The organism is Pseudomonas sp. TE3911 (assembly GCF_054062775.1).
The window spans coordinates 2690441-2709030 of record NZ_JBSSFP010000001.1; the positions used below are offsets into that span (position 1 = coordinate 2690441).

At 62.1% G+C, this 18590-nt stretch carries 16 protein-coding genes and 2 riboswitches; of the genes, 5 read left to right on the top strand and 11 right to left on the bottom strand.

Annotation, left to right across the window (positions count from 1 at the left end):
• Window positions 1–2: 2 nt before the first annotated feature.
• Genes ACVWXD_RS12285 through ACVWXD_RS12305 form a run of 5 tightly spaced genes read right to left on the bottom strand, consistent with a single transcriptional unit; the run spans window position 3 to window position 3835 of the window.
• On the bottom strand, window positions 3–833 hold the full coding sequence (locus tag ACVWXD_RS12285; protein ID WP_032887068.1) for a DUF2797 domain-containing protein: 831 nt from the start codon (window positions 831–833) through the stop codon (window positions 3–5).
• A complete protein-coding gene (locus ACVWXD_RS12290; RefSeq protein ID WP_457371070.1) occupies window positions 830–1093 on the bottom strand; it encodes a YeaC family protein in 264 nt (87 codons plus the stop codon). The genes ACVWXD_RS12285 and ACVWXD_RS12290 overlap by 4 nt, the downstream gene beginning before the upstream one ends.
• A gap of 14 nt (window positions 1094–1107) precedes the next feature.
• Complete coding sequence (locus ACVWXD_RS12295; protein WP_032887072.1) at window positions 1108–1977, bottom strand: rhomboid family intramembrane serine protease; 870 nt, start codon at window positions 1975–1977, stop codon at window positions 1108–1110.
• Entirely contained in the window at window positions 1974–2948 is a 975-nt protein-coding gene (locus ACVWXD_RS12300) for a metallophosphoesterase (protein WP_371854021.1), read from the bottom strand. The genes ACVWXD_RS12295 and ACVWXD_RS12300 overlap by 4 nt, the downstream gene beginning before the upstream one ends.
• Window positions 2945–3835 carry an NAD(+) kinase gene (locus tag ACVWXD_RS12305; protein WP_032887076.1) on the bottom strand — a complete coding sequence of 297 codons (891 nt, stop codon included), beginning with the start codon at window positions 3833–3835 and terminating at the stop codon, window positions 2945–2947. The genes ACVWXD_RS12300 and ACVWXD_RS12305 overlap by 4 nt, the downstream gene beginning before the upstream one ends.
• 156 nt (window positions 3836–3991) lie before the next feature.
• On the opposite strand from ACVWXD_RS12305, the gene ACVWXD_RS12310 reads away from it, so the two are divergent.
• The gene (locus ACVWXD_RS12310) at window positions 3992–4939 is read left to right on the top strand and encodes a DUF1853 family protein (RefSeq protein WP_181643703.1); all 948 of its coding nucleotides are present in this window, start codon (window positions 3992–3994) and stop codon (window positions 4937–4939) included.
• A 126-nt stretch (window positions 4940–5065) separates the two neighbouring features.
• On the opposite strand, the gene ACVWXD_RS12315 is transcribed toward ACVWXD_RS12310, so the two are convergent.
• The 4 genes from ACVWXD_RS12315 to cobW all read right to left on the bottom strand — a co-directional run bounded on the left by ACVWXD_RS12315 (window position 5066) and on the right by cobW (window position 11772).
• Window positions 5066–5668 (bottom strand): vWA domain-containing protein, encoded by a 603-nt coding sequence (locus ACVWXD_RS12315; RefSeq protein WP_457371587.1) that lies wholly within the window; start codon window positions 5666–5668, stop codon window positions 5066–5068.
• A 53-nt stretch (window positions 5669–5721) separates the two neighbouring features.
• Window positions 5722–6720, bottom strand: coding sequence for an ATP-binding protein (locus ACVWXD_RS12320; RefSeq protein WP_457371071.1), 999 nt, complete (start codon window positions 6718–6720; stop codon window positions 5722–5724).
• Window positions 6721–6945: 225 nt separating this feature from the next.
• On the bottom strand, window positions 6946–10707 hold the full coding sequence (cobN, locus tag ACVWXD_RS12325; RefSeq protein WP_457371072.1) for a cobaltochelatase subunit CobN: 3762 nt from the start codon (window positions 10705–10707) through the stop codon (window positions 6946–6948).
• A gap of 3 nt (window positions 10708–10710) precedes the next feature.
• Complete coding sequence (gene cobW, locus ACVWXD_RS12330; RefSeq protein WP_099602913.1) at window positions 10711–11772, bottom strand: cobalamin biosynthesis protein CobW; 1062 nt, start codon at window positions 11770–11772, stop codon at window positions 10711–10713.
• Between the two features lie 93 nt (window positions 11773–11865).
• Window positions 11866–12066, bottom strand: a riboswitch (cobalamin riboswitch).
• Between the two features lie 41 nt (window positions 12067–12107).
• Window positions 12108–12313: riboswitch (cobalamin riboswitch) on the top strand.
• 96 nt (window positions 12314–12409) lie between these two features.
• On the opposite strand from cobW, the gene ACVWXD_RS12335 reads away from it, so the two are divergent.
• The 4 genes from ACVWXD_RS12335 to cobM all read left to right on the top strand — a co-directional run bounded on the left by ACVWXD_RS12335 (window position 12410) and on the right by cobM (window position 14520).
• Window positions 12410–12598, top strand: a complete 189-nt coding sequence (locus tag ACVWXD_RS12335) for a CbtB domain-containing protein (RefSeq protein WP_012723860.1) — start codon at window positions 12410–12412, stop codon at window positions 12596–12598.
• 11 nt (window positions 12599–12609) lie between these two features.
• Window positions 12610–13314: a CbtA family protein gene (locus tag ACVWXD_RS12340; RefSeq protein WP_095185921.1), complete on the top strand. Its 705-nt coding sequence runs from the start codon at window positions 12610–12612 to the stop codon at window positions 13312–13314.
• Complete coding sequence (locus tag ACVWXD_RS12345; RefSeq protein ID WP_032887089.1) at window positions 13311–13703, top strand: cobalamin biosynthesis protein; 393 nt, start codon at window positions 13311–13313, stop codon at window positions 13701–13703. Before ACVWXD_RS12340 ends, ACVWXD_RS12345 begins: the two co-directional genes overlap by 4 nt.
• 70 nt (window positions 13704–13773) lie before the next feature.
• On the top strand, window positions 13774–14520 hold the full coding sequence (cobM, locus tag ACVWXD_RS12350) for a precorrin-4 C(11)-methyltransferase (RefSeq protein WP_099602915.1): 747 nt from the start codon (window positions 13774–13776) through the stop codon (window positions 14518–14520).
• Between the two features lie 248 nt (window positions 14521–14768).
• Here cobM and nfuA read toward each other — a convergent pair whose 3' ends face one another.
• On the bottom strand, window positions 14769–15353 hold the full coding sequence (gene nfuA, locus ACVWXD_RS12355; RefSeq protein WP_032887092.1) for a Fe-S biogenesis protein NfuA: 585 nt from the start codon (window positions 15351–15353) through the stop codon (window positions 14769–14771).
• A gap of 912 nt (window positions 15354–16265) precedes the next feature.
• Window positions 16266–18557, bottom strand: a complete 2292-nt coding sequence (locus ACVWXD_RS12360; RefSeq protein WP_457371073.1) for a fatty acid cis/trans isomerase — start codon at window positions 18555–18557, stop codon at window positions 16266–16268.
• Window positions 18558–18590: the final 33 nt, after the last annotated feature.

The following is an 18590-nucleotide window of genomic DNA, read 5'->3' on the forward strand; positions in this document are numbered from 1 at the left end:
TTCTACTGGTGCACGGCGAGCTGGTAGGCCGTGTACTTACGAATATTGATAACGCCGGTGTCGAAGATCAGGTATTGGCCCTTGATCCCCAGCAGCGTGCCTTCGGCAATCGGGTTCTTGTCCAGGTTGAAGCTGACGATCTTGGCCGGATACTGCTCCACCGGGTAGCGAATCTCAATCGGCTCGATGTCGGTCACCGGTTGGATGGCTTGCAGGCCAAAGCGTTCCTGCAGGTTTTCCAAGCCTTCGGCGCAGGAGGCGAACAGTTCGTCACGCACCTGCTTGAGGTCTACGGGTTGTGCGTCGCCCTTGAGCAATGCACGCCAGTTGGTCTTGTCGGCCACCTGGCTGCGCAGCACGTCTTCGACGAAGCCGGACTGCTGGCGCGTGGCAACTCGCAGAATCGGCAACGCCTGGCTCGCGCCCTGGTCCAGCCAGCGCGTCGGCAGTTGGGTGGCGCGCGTGATGCCGACCTTGATCCCCGATGAATTGGCCAGGTAAACCACGTGGTCGGTCATGCAAAATTTCTCGCCCCAGCCTGGATCACGGCAAGTGCCGGCGTCGTAATGGCAACGCTCGGGGCTCATGATGCACAGGTCGCACTGGGCCAGCTTGGTCATGCACGGGTAGCAATAACCCTGGCTGAAGCTGGTCTTGGTCTTGCGGCCGCAATGGCTGCAATGGATGGCGCCGAGGTACTCCAGGCGGATATGGGTACCGATCAATGGGTTGACCGGCACCTCGGTCTCGCCCAGGCGAAACGCGTATTGAACGGTCGGCTCACCGAGTTGCGCCGACATTTTGCTGACTGCACCGCGACCAATTTCAATCAATGGATCGCATCCGACTTGAACAGGATGTTCGCCACCGGCTCGGATTTGGACGCGCATTCCTGCGGGCCCATGTAGCCGGTGCGCTGGTCTTCCGGCAGGTTCTGGATTTCCCAGGCGATCATCGCTTGCAGGGACAGTTCAAGCTGTTCGGCGGTGAGCTTGCGGCCATCGGACCACTTGCCGATTTCCACGGCGAGCTTGAGGCTCTCGTAGATTTCGTCCGGGGTAATGTTTTCGATCATTTCAGCAAAAGAGGACATTAGGCTCTTCCTTATCAAATAGACGATTTGCGGCGGCTGTACAGCCCACCCAGCAAACCGGTGAGGCAACCGATAACCAGGCCGCCCACGTGGGCTGCGTTGGCGATTTCGCCGAAGCCGATCATAGAGACCAGCCCCGACATGCAGAGCACCAGCCAAATCAGCATCATCGCCAGCACGCCACGGGGCAGGCGATAAGCGGGATTCGGCGAGAGTAAATGAAAGATCCAGCAATGCCCGAGAAGGCCATACAGCACGCCCGACAACCCGCCAAACAAACCGGGGCCACCGTAAGCGTATTGAGCGTAATTGGAGACCAGGCTGAACAGCACGGTCAAACCGAGCAAGTTGACACTGCCCTGGCGTGCTTCGATACGCCGTCCCAGCTCCCAGTACCACATGCCGTTCATGGCCAGGTGCAGGATGCCGAAGTGGATCAACATCGGCGTAACCAACCGCCACCACTGCCCCGACGCCAAACTGTCGGCCAGCGGCGTGAATTGGATGTACTCGCCCAGGATGCGGAACGGCAAAAACGTCAGCCAGGCGACGGCTTGCAGGTTGTCCCCCAGCAAGGTCAGTGCGCCGACGATAATGCTCGCCAGCAGCACAGACGCCGTAACCGGGCTGTGACGCACTTGCTGGGCAAAACTCGGACGCGTCATCGGCGCCTGTTCAGGGATATCCAGTTGCTGGTCGGGGTCCCCGGCGGGAAACCGCTGGTACAGCACGCGCACGTCGTCGCTGATGGTCTCGGGCACCCACAACACCTGCTCGCCCGCCTCTTCGCTGACGCGATGGGGCACTTGCATGCGTTGCAGCAGTTTGACGAAGCCGCCCAGATCGACACTCAGGGGCAGGCGCAGTACAGCCACGGTACTCATGTGATGACCTCGGGCCGCTCAACATCGACCCATACGAATTTACGTGGATCGAGGCGGGTTTCCTGATCCAGGCGATACGCCACCAGCTTGCCGTACAGCACTGCGCTGTAGTCCAGGCAAGCCAGGTTGTCGCGGATCGGCGCCGGTTTGCCGCTGCGCCAGTAGTGGCCGACGAACAACAACGGCTCGTCGACGCCATAGCGCAGCAGTGAATTTTTTTCAGTGGAGGACAGCGGCGTGCGCGCCACCGGCTCGGGCAGTGCGTCGGGCTGGAACACGATGTCGCCGTAAGTCTTCGGGTCGTCTTCCCAGAACTTGGTGCGGAAGAACGAACGCGTCAGACCGTCGCCACCGGTGAGCGTCAGGCCATCGGGCAGGCGCATGTCGGTGCCGCGCAGCAGGCGGTCAAAGGCGTTGCAGGCAAAACTGCCAGGGACGGCAGCGGCCTGCAGGAAGTGCTGGTCGATGCAGCCATCCGGGAAGGTCGCACGCAGCGGCGTGATAAAGCCGTCGTCCCAGCACGCATGCACCACGCGGAAACGCCCGGCATCGACAAACAGCGGCATGTCGTAGAACCAGCCGAGGAAGTCGTGCCAGTCGGCCGGGTGGTGTTCGAACTGGGTCAGGGTCTCTTGGATCAACCGCGCATGTCGTGGGTTGTGCTCACGCACGAACTGCTTGCCACTGCCCGGTGGCGCCGGCGTGGTCCAGCCCAGAGCGTTGAACTCGTGGTTGCCCATGATGCACAGCGCCTGGCCGGCCTCGGCCATGTCGTGGACGATATGCAGCGCCTCGCGGATGCGTGGGCCACGGTCGATGATATCGCCGAGGAACACCGCCATGCGCGACGGATGGCGCCAGGTGCCGCCCTGCTTGTGGTAACCCATTTGGTCGAGCAAGTGCTCAAGGGTATGAGCGCAACCGTGCACGTCACCAATCAGGTCGTAGCTACGCGCGGGATCGAGCATCAGTCGCCTCCACCCCCCAAGCGGCTGCCCCAGCCCAACTTGGTGCGGCACACTTCGTAATAGTTGTGGTCCAGCGGGTGGATCAACCGCAGCTTCTGCGCCTTTTTGCTCACGGTGATGGTGTCACCGGGGGCGCAGGTGAAGTGGTTCTGCCCGTCACAGGAAACCTGCGGGTAGATTTGCATGTCTTTGGACACCACGATTTTCAGCTCACTGTTGCCATCGACCACAATCGGTCGGCTCGACAACATATGGGGATACATCGGCACGATCACAATGGCATCCAGCTTGGGATGCATGATCGGCCCGCCGGCCGACAGCGCGTAGGCCGTGGAACCGGTGGGCGTGGCGACGATCAGGCCGTCAGCCTTCTGGCTGCACACGAACTGGCCGTCGATGTACAACTCGAACTCGATCATCCGCGTGGATTTACCGGGGTGCAGCACCACATCGTTGAGGGCATCGCCCTGGCCGATGGCTTCGCCGTGACGGCGCACTTCGGCTTGCAACAGGAAGCGGTTTTCCACCAGGTAGTGGCCGTCGAGCACCTTGGCCACTTCGACCTCCAGTTCATCGGGGCGGATATCGGTGAGAAACCCCAGGCTGCCCCGGTTGATCCCCAGCACCGGTACGTTATGCCGCGCCAACGCCCGCGCGGCACCGAGCAGGCTACCGTCGCCGCCCACTACGATGACCATGTCGCACACTTCGCCGAGCATCTTGCGCGACGAGGTTTGCAGGCCGTGGCCAGGAAGAATCTCGGCGATGGTGTCTTCGAGGATCACGTGCAGGTGGCGATCCAGCAGGAATTTTTTCAGCCGGCGGACGGTGTCCAGCACCTGGGTACTGCCCAGGCGACCGATAATGCCGATATTGCGAAAGTGCTCCATGGGGCTCCTGCGGGATATGGGGTGTGGCAAAAAAGAAACGATTATGGGCGAAAGGCCGCCTCAGACAAAATCCTTTGTCATCGCCAAGCCTTGATGACAATGGTTCTCAGGGCTTCTGCTCATCCTGCGCCCGCATTAAAAGGCTATGCTCGGACCATGACCGTATTCCCCGACCTGCACAGCTTACCCCGCCAATTGCGTCACCCTGAGGTGCGCGACCTGGCGTGGGTGGTGCTCGCCCCGCCGATGCTCGCGCAGACGCCCTGGCCGCAACGCCATCCACTGGCCGGTAGCGACTGGGTGCAGGCGCCCGAGCGTCTGGAACGCTGGCTGCGGCAACTGGACAAGGACAGTCGTGACTTGCAGCACTGGTTAAGCCTGGCCCGCACTCGCCGCCTGGGCCTGTACTACGAGCGACTTTGGCAATTCGCCGTGCAGCATGCGCCGGGCGTGGAGTTGCTCGCCGCCAACCTGCCGATCCGCCGCGCCGGGCATACCCTGGGTGAGTTGGACATGTTGCTGCGCGACCGCGATGGCGTGCATCACCTGGAACTGGCGATCAAGCTCTATCTCGGGCCGCAGGCGGGTAATGGCGAGAACCCGGCGCAGTGGCTGGGGCCGGGCTGCCATGACCGACTGGACCGCAAGTTGGCGCATCTTGCCCAGCATCAATTGCCTATTTCGGCACGTCCGGAAAGCCGCGAAGCACTGGCGGCGCTGGATATCCAGCAGTTCGATGCGCATTTGTGGCTCGGCGGGTATTTGCTCTATCCCTGGCCTGGACTGGCCGAAGCGCCCCACGGCGCCCATCCGCAGCATTTACGGGGGCGCTGGTTGCATCAGCATGATTGGCAGGATTTTGTCAGCGCCAGCGCGCCAGGTCGCTGGCAACCATTGCCCCGGCATGCGTGGCTGGCGCCGGCGCACTACTCGGCGGATGAAGTGTGGAGTGAAGAACAGATGCAGCATTGGCTGAGGGAGCTCAATCCGATGGCGCCCGCGCAGTTGCTCGTGCGCATGGTGCAGAGCGGCGAGGATTGGGAGGAAGCCGAGCGGTTATTCCTGGTGGCGGATCTTTGGCCGAATGTGCCGGGGGCTGGCTGATGGAGTGTGTGGTGTCTGTGAGTGCCTCATCGGGGGCAAGCCCCCTCTCACACTGACCGCATTCCAAAGGGGTGTACTCGGTCAAATGTGGGAGGGGGCTTGCCCCCGATAGCGGCGACACCGCCACTACAAATTATCGATATGCCGATAATCCAACTGCAACCCGGCCGCCAGCGCCTCGGCCCGGCCCAGCCTGATTGGCCCGCGCTCGATATCCACCAGCAACCCTGAACACTCCAACGACGGCAACGCGGCGATGTCCTTGAGGCGTCCATCGGTGATCACCAATAAACGCTGCTCCTCAGCCGGATAACACCTACGCCGCGCCGTCAGCCACTGCCCGGCCTCGGTCAGTGCGGCCAGCAATGGGGTGCCACCGCCCGCGCCGAGCTGATCCAGCCAGCCTGCCAAGCCTTTCGCGGCCTTCAAGCCCTGCACCTGCCATTTGGGCGCCTGCCCGCTGGCGGTCAGCAATGCCATGCGCGCCCGTTGTCGGTACGCGTCATCAAATAGCTGGGCCAGCAAGCCCTTGGCATCGGTCAACGCGTGATGCCGCCGAGTAGAAGCCGATGCGTCGACAATCACCAGCCACAATTGCTGGGCAGAACGGCTGCGCAGGTGAAACAGCAAATCCTCACGGGAGTGCGGTCGGCCGCCAAGCAAGGTGCCCGGCCAGTTGATCGAACCCTGTTGCGCGCTGCGCGCCTTGCCCTGCCTGCCTCTGTCCAGTCGCCCTGCCTTGGGCCGGGCATCCGCCCCCGCGTCAGGTCGGGGGCGAATGCCTAGGGCTTTTTTGGCCAGCTGGGTACTTCGCGACGTGCGCCGGTGGGCAGCGGCGGCGCGGGCATGTCACCCCACTGGCCTTGACCCGGCGAAGCCTCGCTGGAATTGGGCGACTGGCCTTCAGGCGGCGGACTGGCGGGCGGCGACTGTTCCTGGCGACGGTGGCGCAGGGCAAACTCGGCCACGGCTTCAATATCCTCCTCGGCAATTTCATCAGCGCCGCGCCACGCCGCATGGGCCCTGGCGCCGCGCAGCCAGACCAAGTCCGCGCGCAAGCCGTCGACGCCCGCAGCAAAGCAACGCTCGGTAATCTGCGCCAGGGCCTGGTCATCCAGCGCGATACTGTCGAGCCGCGCCCGAGCCTGGGTGCAACGCTCGCGCAAGGCCGCCTGGGGCTCGGCCCACTGGGTGCAGAACGCGACAGGATCGCTGTCGAAATCCAGGCGACGGCGAATGATCTGGCCACGCTCGGCTGGCAAGGTCTGCCCACTCAAGGCCACGTTAAAACCGAAACGGTCGAGTAACTGCGGACGCAACTCACCCTCTTCCGGGTTCATCGTGCCGATCAGCACAAAACGCGCGCTATGGCGATGGGAGATGCCGTCACGCTCGATCAGATTGGTGCCGCTGGCCGCCACGTCCAGCAACAGGTCCACTAAGTGGTCGGCCAGCAAGTTGACTTCATCGACGTACAACACGCCGCCATCGGCCTTGGCCAATACGCCGGGGGAAAACTGCGCGCGGCCCTCGCCCAGCGCAGCGTCGAGGTCCAGGGTACCGACCAGGCGCTCCTCGGTCGCACCCAACGGCAAGGTGACGAATTGACCGCTGGCAAGCAGGTCCGCCAGGCCACGGGCCAGTGTGGACTTGGCCATGCCACGCGGGCCTTCGATCAGCACACCGCCGATCTTCGGGTCGATGGCGGTCAGGCATAGCGCCAGTTTCAGGTCGTCGGCGCCGACCACGGCGGACAGCGGGAAATGGGGAATATCGGTCATCCGGTCTCTCTTTAAATTCTGCTGTACACGTAATCACCCTGTCACGAGCCCGCTTCTTGTGGCGAGCGGGCTTGCCCCGCGTTGGGCTGCGAAGCAGCCCCAATAGAAGCGCCGCAGTCTGCCAGGCAGCTCCGGGGCTATGTTTTGGGGCCGCTTCGCAGCCCAGCGCGGGGCAAGCCCGCTCACCACAACAGCACCGCCCGCCACCACGGCCCATCTCGCGCTCTAACTGCCTTCTTCTATATCCAGCAACAGATTTTCCAACGCTTCACGGTACGCCCCTGGCTCTTGCCAAAGGCCACGCTGTTGCGCCTCCAGCATGCGCTCGGTCATGTCCCGCAACGCCGCTGGGTTGTGCTGCTGCACAAACGCGCGGGTGTCGGGGTCGAGCAGGTAGGCGTCAGCGAGCAAGGCGTATTGATGATCGTCGATCAGCGCCGTGGTGGCGTCGAAGGCGAACAGATTGTCCACGGTCGCGGCCATTTCAAACGCACCTTTATAGCCATGACGCTTCACCCCATCGATCCACTTGGGGTTGGCAGCGCGGGCACGGATCACCCGGTTCAGCTCTTCCTTCAAAGTGCGGATCTTCGGCAAGTCCGGCTGGCTGTGATCACCGTGATAGCTGGCAGCCTTATCGCCGCTCAGGGTTTCCACGGCGGCGAGCATGCCGCCCTGGAATTGGTAGTAATCGTTGGAGTCGAGCAGGTCGTGCTCGCGGTTGTCCTGGTTTTGCAGCACGGCCTGCACCTGGCTCAGGCGCTGGGCGAACTGCTCGCGGGCGGCGGTGCCTTCGTCGGCGCCGCCATAGGCGTAGCCGCCCCAGTTCAAGTAGACCTCGGCCAAGTCCTCGCGGCTTTGCCACAGGCGGCCATCGATCGCGCCCTGCACGCCTGCGCCATAGGCACCGGGCTTGGCGCCAAAAATGCGCCAGCCGGCCTGTTTCGCCGCGGCCTCTTCATCCAGGCCAGACGCCAGTAACGCCGCGCGTTCGCTGCGCACCTTGGCGGCCAGTGGGTTCATGTCGTCCGGTTCGTCCAACGCCGCCACCGCCTGCACCGCCGCGTCAAACAAGCGGATCAGGTTGGCGAAGGCATCGCGGAAAAACCCGGACACCCGCAGCGTCACATCCACACGCGGGCGGTCCAGCAGGCTGACCGGCAGGATTTCAAAGTCATCCACCCGCTGGCTGCCGGTGGCCCACACCGGGCGCACGCCCATCAGCGCCATGGCCTGGGCGATATCATCGCCGCCGGTGCGCATGGTCGCGGTGCCCCAGACCGACAGGCCCAACTGGCGCAAATGATCGCCGTGGTCCTGCAAATGCCGCTCAAGAAGCAAGCTGGCCGACTGGAAGCCGATGCGCCAAGCCGTGGTGGTGGGCAGGTTGCGCACATCGACGGTGAAGAAATTGCGCCCGGTGGGCAGTACATCCAAGCGCCCACGACTCGGCGCGCCGCTCGGACCTGCCGGCACGAAACGACCGTCGAGGGCGTCCAGCAAACCGCGCATTTCCGCCGGGCCGCTGGCATCCAGGCGTGGTGCCACGACGATGCGCAGGCTTTCGATAACCGCTTTCACGTCTTCCCAGCCGGGTTCTTCCAACTGTTCAAGGGGGCCTTCCAACGCCTGCTCGATCAGCCGCGCCGCGTACAACTCCAGACGCTCGCGGGTGTCGCCGGCGGTGCGCCACACCTGCGCATCGATGCTCTGCAACACCGCCGGGCGGCGCCCAGTCCACGGTTCGGCCAGGGCGCAGTCCAGCGGGTCGAAGCCCAGCCCAAAGGCCTTGGCCAACACGCGCAGCAAGCTCGATTGCGGGCCACGGCCATCGCCTCGGGGGATGCGCAGCAAGGCCAGCAACGTATCAATGCGCAAACGGCCTTGCGGCGATTCACCGAAGATATGCAGGCCGTCGCGGATCTGCGATTCCTTCAAATCACACAGGTAGGTGTCCAGGCGCGGCAGCCAAATCGCCGCATCGGCGTCGCCATCCAGTTCAAGCTCCTGGTCGATACGGGTTTCGCGCACCAGCTTAAGGATGTCTTTTTGCAGCTCACGGGCACGGCGTGGGTCGAGCAGTTGGGCCTCGTAATACTCGTCCGCCAACAGCTCCAGGTCACGCAGCGGGCCGTAGGTTTCGGCGCGGGTCAGCGGCGGCATCAGGTGATCGATGATCACTGCCTGGGTGCGCCGCTTGGCCTGGGCGCCCTCGCCCGGGTCGTTGACGATAAAGGGGTAGATATTCGGCAGCGGCCCCAGTATCGCGTCAGGCCAGCAGTGTTCCGACAGGCCCACGCCCTTGCCTGGCAGCCATTCCAGATTACCGTGCTTGCCCACATGGATGACGCCATGGGCGCCATAGGTGTGGCGTAACCAGAAATAGAACGCCAGATAGCCGTGGGGCGGCACCAGGTCCGGGTCGTGGTACACCGCACTGGCGTCCACCTGGTAACCCCGCGCCGGCTGGATGCCGACGAACGTCAGGCCCAGGCGTAGGCCGGCGACCATCAGGCGGCCATCGCGGAACATCGGATCGTTATGGGGCGTGCCCCAGCGCTCCAGCACGGCGCGCTGGTTGGCTTCAGGCAGGCGCTTGAACATCGCTTCGTACTCATCCAGGCCCAGGCTTTGATGGCACGGGCGCAGGTCGAGGCTGTCCAGATCGTTGGTGACGCCACCCAGCAAGTCGTGGATCAAGGCGGTGCCGCTTTCCGGCAGTACCGCTGGCACCGGGTAACCTTCAGCTTGCAACGCACACAGGATATTCAGCGCCGCCGCCGGGGTGTCCAGGCCCACACCGTTGCCGATGCGGCCATCGCGGGTCGGGTAGTTGGCAAGGATCAGCGCGATGCGTTTATCCGCATTCGGCACACGCGCCAGTTCGACCCAACGGCGCGCCAGCTCGGCGACAAAATCCATACGCTCGGGCGCTGCGCGGTAGCACACCACGTCCGACTGGCTGCGTTCGCTGCGCCAGGCCAGGTCTTTGAAGCTGATCGGCCGGCTGATAATGCGGCCGTCCAGCTCCGGCAAGGCAATGTGCATCGCCAGGTCGCGCGGACCCAGGCCTTGTTCACTGGCCTCCCAGCCGGGCTGGTTGTCCTGGGCGCAAATCGCCTGGATCACCGGAATGTTGCGGCGAAATGGCCGCAAATGCGGGGCTTCGGGGCTGGATTGGGCAAAACCGGTGGTATTCAGAATCACCGATGCCTGCACGTCATCCAGCAAATCCTCGACCACCGCGAGGCAGCCGGGCTCTTTCAAACTGGCCACCGCCATCGGCAACGGGTTGAGGCCCGCCGCCTGCAAGCGCTGGCAGAACACATCGATAAAACCGGTATTGGCCGCCTGCAAATGGGAGCGATAGAACAGCACCGCCGCCACGGGATGGTCGGCGTGCCAATCTGCCTGCCAGTCGCTCAGGCAAGCATTGGCTTTGCCGGGATGATAAATCGCCGTACGCGGCAAGGCTTGCGGCTCGGCCCACGGGTAGTCGCGGCCCATATAGCCGCTGGCCAGGCAGCGATAAAAGTCCAGCGCGTTGCCCAGCCCGCCCTGGCGCAGAAACTGCCACAAGCGATCCCGCGCCTCGACGCCGACGGTACTGAGACCGCTGAGTTCCGGGTCCGGGCGATCATCCCCCGGCACCAGGATCAGCTGCACACCGCGCTCGGCCAACTCCACCAAGCGCTCGATGCCGTAGCGCCAATAACCGATGCCACCGTGCAGGGAAATCAGGATGACCTTCGCGTGGCGCAGCACCTCATCGACATACAGGTCGACCGAAGCGTGGTTCTGCACCTGCATCGGGTTGGCCAGGCGCAGGCTCGGGTAGTCATCCGGCAACTGCTGGGCCGCTTCGGCCAGCAGCGCCAGGCTGGAATCACCGCTGCACAGGATCACCAGCTCGGCGGGGGTTTGTCCAAGGTCGGCAATATTGTCGTCCGCGACAAAACCACCGGGCTGAGTCCTGAGCAGGTGCATGGATTAAACGCTGAGCGCGGCGCGCAGTTGCGCTTCGAGGCCGACCGCATCCAGGTCCTGGCCGATCAGCACCAGGCGCGTGATGCGTGCTTCGTCAGCACCCCAGGCGCGGTCGAAGTGTTTGTCAAAGCGGGTGCCCACGCCCTGGATCAACAGGCGCATCGGCTTGTTCGGGATCGCGGCGAAGCCTTTGACACGCAAGATGCCGTGTTGCACGACCAGTTGAGTCAATGCGTCGAGCAGCAGCGCTTCGTCGGCCTGGGGCAAGTCGATGGAGATGGAATCAAACGCATCGTGGTCGTGATCGTCTTCACCTTCGTGGTGATGATCGTGATGGCTATGACGACCGTCGATATGCTCTTCGGAGCCGGCGCCCAGGCCAATCAACACGTCCAGGGGCACGCGACCGCTGCTGGCTTCGATGATTTTGACGGCTGGCGGCAGCTCTTCGGCGACTTCCAGGCGCACACGGGCCAGGTCTTCCGAGCTGATCAGATCGGCCTTGTTGAGGATGACCAGGTCCGCGCTGGCCAATTGGTCGGCGAACAGCTCGTGCAGTGGCGACTCATGGTCCAGGTTCGGGTCGAGTTTGCGCTGGGCGTCCACTTGATCGGGGAACGCAGCAAAGGTACCGGCGGCCACGGCCGGGCTGTCGACCACGGTGATCACCGCGTCAACCGTGCAGGCGCTGCGGATTTCCGGCCACTGGAAGGCTTGCACCAGCGGTTTTGGCAGGGCCAGGCCCGAGGTTTCGATGAGGATATGATCGAGGTCGCCGCGACGGGCGACCAGTTCGCGCATCACCGGGAAGAACTCTTCCTGCACGGTGCAGCACAGGCAGCCGTTGGCCAGTTCGTACACGCGGCCATTGGCTTCTTCTTCGGTGCAACCGATGGAGCACTGCTTGAGGATTTCACCATCAATGCCCAACTCGCCGAACTCATTGACGATGACGGCGATGCGACGGCCCTGGGCGTTGTCGAGCATATGGCGCAGCAAGGTGGTTTTGCCCGAGCCGAGGAAGCCGGTAACGATAGTGACGGGGAGTTTGGCCAGTGTTTTCATCGGATGCCCTTGGGGGCGGGCATACGGGACGATAGGCCCTGCGGCGCGGCGCAGAAGCGGATTTCGTCACCGGATCACCCCGCCCGGTTGAATTAGAAAATCGGTTGCGAGGCAGGTCTCCTGGCTTAGGGCTTGCGGGTCGCTAGACCGGCGCCGGCTGCGCCTTCCCGCCGTTGATGGCAGTGGCGTGGCAGTCGGATGAACCCTTCACAGTTGCGGGGGCAGCCGCGGATTGAACCGCGTTCCCTTCTTAGCTTCGGCCTGGGCCGAAGAACCTCGAAGGTGCAAGGCTACAGGGGCTCGGTGAATTTGACTACCGTCGCTCTGCATGCTTTCCTACATGCCTTGTTTCGGGTGCCCTTCACAGGGTGAAACGGGAAACCGGTAAATCATGGCTACCATGACCAGTCCGGTGCTGCCCCCGCAACGGTAAGCGAGTGAAGCGTCAGATCCACTGTGCCTGTAAGGCATGGGAAGGCGATGCTTTATAGACCCAGTGTCCCTCGCAAGCCCGGAGACCGGCCCGAAAAATCAGATAACAAACCCGCGGTGGGCGGGCGCTGTTCGGAACTCTGCGTGCCTGGCTCGCGGGGTTTTCATGCGCTCGTTTCATCCAGACACCTGAAAGGGACGCGCCATGTCGATCATCAGCAGCACTTCGCACTCCGCCAGCAGCACCTCTACCTTGAGCCAACGCCTGACCGCCGCCATCGGCGCGTCGATCCTCGGCGCGTGTCTGGTGTATTTCGCCGGTTTCTCGCATATCGAGGCGGTGCACAACGCTGCCCACGATACCCGCCACAGCGCCGCGTTCCCGTGCCACTGAGACCTGCCGACATGATCAAGCGTATTGCGCAAACCGCAGGTTTCACCGGCCTGTTGGCCGCGCTGCTGCTGACCCTGCTGCAAAGCTTTTGGGTCGCCCCGCTGATTCTTCAGGCGGAAACCTTTGAAAAAGCCCCGGCGGCAACCGAAGTGGTGCATGAGCACGCTGCCGGCGCTGCTGCCCACACCCACGATGCCGAAGCCTGGGAGCCTGAAGATGGCTGGCAGCGCGTGCTGTCGACCACCGGTGGCAACTTGGTGGTGGCGGTTGGTTTTGCACTGATGCTGGCCGGCCTCTACACATTGCGCGCCCCCACCCGCACGGCGCAGGGCCTGCTGTGGGGCCTGGCCGGTTACGCAACCTTCGTGCTGGCGCCGACGATGGGCCTGCCACCCGAGTTGCCGGGCACCGCCGCCGCTGATCTGGCACTGCGCCAGACGTGGTGGATCGGCACTGCGGCCTCCACCGCTGCCGGGATTGCGCTGATCGTGTTCGGGCGCAACTGGCTGCTGAAAGTGCTGGGCGCTGCCATCCTCGCGGTACCGCACGTCATTGGCGCGCCGCAACCGGAAGTGCACGCAATGCTCGCGCCGCAAGCCCTGGAAACGCAGTTCAAAATCGCTTCGCAACTGACCAACGTGGCATTCTGGCTGGCCCTGGGGCTGATCAGCGCCTGGCTGTTCCGCCGCAAACGCGACGATCAATACTCCGCATGACCTACGTGGTCGGCCTGGGTTGCCAGCGGGGTTGTGAGGTTCATACCCTGCTGGCGCTGTTTGATACCGCTCTCGCCGAGGCAGGGATTGATCCCCAATGCATCACCGCGCTGGCCAGTATCGACCGCAAACACGACGAGCCAGGCTTACTGGCTCTGGCACGGCACTTGAACCTGCCGCTGGAGTGCTTCAACGCCGAGCAACTGGCGATTTATGAACACCGGCTAAGCCACAAGTCCGACGTCGCGTTCGCCCACACGGGGTGTTACGGCATCGCCGAAAGTGCCGCCCTGGCCCTTGTTGAACAGCTCGGCGGCGCGCCTGCCCAGTTGCTCATCACCCGCAAAAAAACCGCCCAAGCCACCTTTGCGTTGGCCTGCGCCGGTTAAAACCCCGATAATCGCCCTCCCCGATCATGAGCAATCTTCATGCTCGCCCGTTTTTTGACAGGAATTCTCCATGACCGTCTACTTCATCGGCGCCGGCCCCGGCGACCCGGAATTGATTACCGTCAAAGGCCAGCGGCTGATCCGTAGTTGCCCGGTGATCATTTATGCCGGTTCGCTGGTGCCTGCGGCGGTATTGGAAGGTCATCAGGCAGAACACGTGGTCAACAGCGCCGAACTGCACCTTGAACAGATCATCGACTTGATCAAGACCGCACACGCCAAAGGCCAGGACGTGGCGCGCGTGCACTCCGGGGATCCGAGCCTTTACGGAGCGATCGGCGAGCAGATCCGCCTTTTGCGGGAATTGGGCATTCCATTCCAGATCATTCCTGGCGTCACCGCCGTAGCGGCCTGCGCAGCGTTACTGGAGACGGAGCTGACCCTGCCAGACATCGCCCAAAGCGTGATCCTGACCCGTTATGCCGATAAAACCAACATGCCCGCCGGTGAGGGTTTCGACAGCCTGGCGCAGCACGGTACGACCATGGCGATTCATCTGGGGGTGAATCATCTGGAGAAAATCGTCGCCGAACTGCTGCCGCACTATGGCGCGGATTGCCCGATCGCCGTGGTGCATCGCGCGACTTGGCCGGATCAGGATTGGGTAGTGGGCACCCTTAGTGATATCGCCGAGAAAGTCGCGTCCAAAGGTTTTCGGCGTACGGCGTTGATTGTGGTGGGCCGGGTGCTGGCGAGTGACAGTTTCAGTGAGTCGTCGCTGTATCGGGCGGGGCATGCGCACCTTTATCGACCTTGATTATTCACTTCATAAAGACCCTATAAGCCACTGATAAATATCAATAAATACAGATAAATATGGGAGGATCTTGCTCCTGATAGCGGCGGGTCAGCTTCCAATGGGGCAACTGAGCTACCGCTATCGGGAGCAAGCCCCCTCCCACAGTTAATCTTAGTTGTTAGGTTTATTGCGTAAGATTCTGAATTTAAAGCAAAAAAAACGGCGCTCACGGGGCGCCGTTTTTCTGTTCGCAGTGAACGCCTTACTCAGTAGTAGGCGTTTTCTTTCTGCGTGTGGTCCGTCACGTCACGGACGCCCTTGAGCTCCGGAACGCGCTCCAGCAGGGTGCGCTCGATGCCTTCACGCAGGGTCACGTCCGCCTGGCCGCAGCCCTGGCAGCCGCCGCCGAACTTCAGCACGGCGATACCGTCATCGACCACGTCGATTAGGCTGACCTGGCCGCCGTGGCTGGCCAGCCCTGGGTTGATCTCGGTTTGCAGGTAGTAGTTGATGCGCTCGTTGACCGGGCTGTCGGCGTTGACGCTCGGCACCTTGGCGTTTGGCGCCTTGATGGTCAACTGGCCGCCCATACGGTCGGTGGCATAGTCCACCACCGCGTCGTCCAGGAAGGCTTCGCTGAAGTGGTCGATGTACGCGGTGAAGCTTTTGAGCCCCAGGGCGGTGTCTTCAGGTTTCTCTTCACCGGGTTTGCAGTAAGCAATACAGGTCTCGGCGTACTGGGTGCCGGGCTGGGTGATAAAGACGCGGATGCCGATGCCTGGGGTGTTCTGCTTGGACAGCAGGTCAGCCAGGTAATCGTGGGCGGCGTCGGTAATGGTTATGGCAGTCATGGAAACTCCTCACAGGCTTGCCCGGAGTTTACGCCAAATTATTACGGAGGTACAAAGTCCTAGTGTTTTTGTCGGGTTAGGCTTTGGTTTCGGGGTGGTGGTGTGGATGTGGGGTGTATATCCGTTATTTAGGTGGCGGCTACAATTGGTTCCGACCTGACGGCGGGTCACTTTTGAAAATAGCCGGAATGCCGGCCCCGCCAAAAGCAACCAAAAGGCTCTTGCCCCACCACTCGGTGCCTCGCCTAGGCGCGGCATGGCCGTAATCCGACATTGATTTTTTGGGGGGGCGCTTTCAGATCAAAAGTTAGAGCGCGACGGCTTTAGAGCCTACCGGATTTTTGTCTGTGTACTCGGGTAAAAATGTGGGAGGGGCGGTGCGACGATTCGACTTGCTCCCGATGGCGGTGTGTCAGCGAAAAGATCTGTAACTGACCCACTGCCATCGGGAGCAAGCCCCCTCCCACATTTTGATCTCCATGTATCAGATAGGTATCAGCCTGCTTTTGCCCTGCTTTTGCTCTGCTTTTGCTCTGCTTTTGCTCTGCTTTTGCTCTGCTTTTGATCTGGCCCTTACATCCTTTTCGCTGACGAAGTCAGCGGTCTTTTGATCTGCGCTTTTGATTGTGATCTTGGGCGCCCCATCAAACACGCTGGCCGAACGCAGGCTTGAATCCGTGGGTAACCCGGCAGGACGCCGGGTTAGCCGCGCTGGGCCATGGATGGCCCATCGCGGCGGCCCACGGATTCAAGCCGGAGTGAGGGCACACCGAGCCTAGGCGAGGTGCCGAGTGTTGGGGCGAAGCGTTTTTGGTTACTTTTTGCGCTCTTCAAAAAGTGACCCGCTGTAAGAGCGGAACCCATAGCCGCCGTGACCCAAATAACGGATATGCCCGCCCCCCCCCCAACCACTCACAAATTCTCATACCGATTCATATCCAGGACCCCCGCCTCAACCGGCGTAGTCTCCCGAACATACTCCGACAAGTCGTGGAAATACCGCCAAAACAGCGGATGACTACGCCTCACCCCCCAACGATCCACAATCTTCTCAAACTGCGCGGCATCCTTGACCTGCTCCATCTGCGCCACAAAAACAGACACTTCCTGCGCCGGAATATTGAACATGAAGTTCGGATAACTACTGAGCACCCCAGGGTAAACAGTCACCGTATCCAGCCCCGGCTGATAGCGGTACGCCTCACCCAGCAAAAACGCCACATTACTGTGAGCCCTATTACGCAGCAGGCTGTAAACCACACGCGTCCCACTGGCAGTCTCAACACGCAACATCGTCGCCTCAGGCAACTGATCTATCACCTTAAGACCAGCCGCCGGACGCAAGGTCAGCCGGCTAAGCGCCTGCTCAGCATCCTGCAAGGCAGGCTCAATACCGTCACGCGAACAATAAGCACCAGAACAGCGATTGATCGGGTCCGGGCTCGCATTCAGATCGCCGTAACGGGCAATCAACTGGTTGGCAAAGTCCCGCTTGGGATCCTGTTCATTGAGGTGCAAACCTGTCGGCTTATCGTCATCAATGGCTTCGTAATCCAGCCACAACTTGATCTTGCCGCTGTTCTGGTACCAGTCGTCCATAAAGTCTTCACGAGAATCCGCCGGCATCAGGCGCAGGAAGTTCTGCTCGGCACCGTTACGGATCAAGTCGAAGTAAAGGCGAGTCTGGGCCTGGTGCGAGACGTTGCCAAACACATCGAAATTCACCGCCAACTGGTAATAGGTCCGTTCCAGCAACGGATAGTCGAACAGCCACATCGTCTGAGGCACTTCGCCGATCAGGCCTTTGTTGACCGACGCACTGTCAAAGTGGCGGAAGATACTCAGCAAGGCGTTGTCATTGCCCGCCCACAGGCTCGACCAACTGGGTGGCGGCAAATCGGCATAACTGTCCCGGCGCAGCGCTTCGTACTGGTTGCGCTTGTCGCGATAGGCCAGCCACAGGCTCAACACGCTGCCTACATCATCGTTCTGCCCCGGCATGGCGAGCAACGGCGTGGCCTGTCCGCGATAACGTGCATCGGTGATGTACAGGTCGTGGTCCGGGTCCTGGAACAGGGCCCAGAAGTTGTCGCGGATCACATCCGTGGCGATCTGCCCACGGCACACCGGCCCACGAATAAAGGTGCGTACAAAGTACTCGGCGTTATCCAGCATGAACTGGTAACGCGCCTTGGCGGGGATTGCCTCGAAGGTGTCGAACGGATTGGCGCGACGTCCAGGCCCGTAACCCGGCAAGGCGCTGACCTGCCAATCACCGGTGTAAAACAGCGCTTTGATCCGCGCCATTTTGGCAGCGCTGAACGGATAGGTAATGTGAGTCTTGTGCACGATCACGCCCTGCACCGGCCACAGACGGTAGTACACCCGCGTGCCCGGATCGTCATTGGGGCGACGGGTGCTGATCAGGTCGATGGGCTGCCCACTCGGCGTGCGCGAGCGCACCCACTGGAAGAAATGCCCCGGCTCGCCGTTCTCGAAATAGATATGGGCTAGGAACAAGTGCTCGAACAACCAGCGGGCCACCAGGCTTTCTCGGGCGCCGGGCTGGTTGAGCAGGTTTTCCCACTGCTGCACCTGCAAGGCTTCCTTGGCACTCGGTGCCAGGCCCTGCTCATCGATCGGCGCGCCGGACGCCAGCCAGCGCTGCAGCGTCTGGTATTGCTGGTCGGTCAGGCCGGTGACCGCCAGTGGCATGCCTTCCTTAGGATGACTGCCTGCGTAGGCATTGAATTCGCCGGGGGTGGCGCACATGTTTTCGCGGTTCAGGCCCAGCACAATGTCGTCCGGCAGCTTGGCGTTGGGCTGCAGCGGCGCGTTGTGCCCTAGTTCCAGCATGCGTGCCATCAACGCGGCCTGGCTGCCCTGGGCGTCCAGCACCGAATAGAAGCCCTTCTGCTGCCAGGCTTGCTTGCCGAATGCGTCATAGAACAAGCGCGTAGTCGGCGCAGCCTGGCTGCGCTCGCCGTCGTACACCGGCACTTTGCTCGCGCCTCGGGCGGCGCCCTCGGCACTGCCCAGGTTGAGCTGGCAGGCGGAGTCATAGCAGGCATGGCAGGCCACGCACTTCTCGGTGAAAATCGGTTGGATGTCGCGGGTGTAGGAGATCGCCGGGGCGGGACCTTCTGCCTGGGCAGTACTGGCAATCAATGCCAGGACGGCGCTGACGATAAGACGAAGTGACATGTATCCGGTCCCGATTCAATGCGTGCGCTGAAA

What these genes read in the sequence shown, in the direction of transcription:
- ACVWXD_RS12320 (WP_457371071.1), bottom strand. Translation starts at nt 6,720, where the DNA reads ATGACCGATATTCCCCATTTCCCGCTGTCCGCCGTGGTCGGCGCCGAC.
- cobW (WP_099602913.1), bottom strand. Translation starts at nt 11,772, where the DNA reads ATGAAAACACTGGCCAAACTCCCCGTCACTATCGTTACCGGCTTCCTC.
- ACVWXD_RS12290 (WP_457371070.1), bottom strand. Translation starts at nt 1,093, where the DNA reads ATGTCCTCTTTTGCTGAAATGATCGAAAACATTACCCCGGACGAAATC.
- ACVWXD_RS12335 (WP_012723860.1), top strand. Translation starts at nt 12,410, where the DNA reads ATGTCGATCATCAGCAGCACTTCGCACTCCGCCAGCAGCACCTCTACC.
- ACVWXD_RS12360 (WP_457371073.1), bottom strand. Translation starts at nt 18,557, where the DNA reads ATGTCACTTCGTCTTATCGTCAGCGCCGTCCTGGCATTGATTGCCAGT.
- nfuA (WP_032887092.1), bottom strand. Translation starts at nt 15,353, where the DNA reads ATGACTGCCATAACCATTACCGACGCCGCCCACGATTACCTGGCTGAC.
- ACVWXD_RS12345 (WP_032887089.1), top strand. Translation starts at nt 13,311, where the DNA reads ATGACCTACGTGGTCGGCCTGGGTTGCCAGCGGGGTTGTGAGGTTCAT.
- ACVWXD_RS12295 (WP_032887072.1), bottom strand. Translation starts at nt 1,977, where the DNA reads ATGAGTACCGTGGCTGTACTGCGCCTGCCCCTGAGTGTCGATCTGGGC.
- cobN (WP_457371072.1), bottom strand. Translation starts at nt 10,707, where the DNA reads ATGCACCTGCTCAGGACTCAGCCCGGTGGTTTTGTCGCGGACGACAAT.
- ACVWXD_RS12305 (WP_032887076.1), bottom strand. Translation starts at nt 3,835, where the DNA reads ATGGAGCACTTTCGCAATATCGGCATTATCGGTCGCCTGGGCAGTACC.
- ACVWXD_RS12310 (WP_181643703.1), top strand. Translation starts at nt 3,992, where the DNA reads ATGACCGTATTCCCCGACCTGCACAGCTTACCCCGCCAATTGCGTCAC.
- cobM (WP_099602915.1), top strand. Translation starts at nt 13,774, where the DNA reads ATGACCGTCTACTTCATCGGCGCCGGCCCCGGCGACCCGGAATTGATT.
- ACVWXD_RS12340 (WP_095185921.1), top strand. Translation starts at nt 12,610, where the DNA reads ATGATCAAGCGTATTGCGCAAACCGCAGGTTTCACCGGCCTGTTGGCC.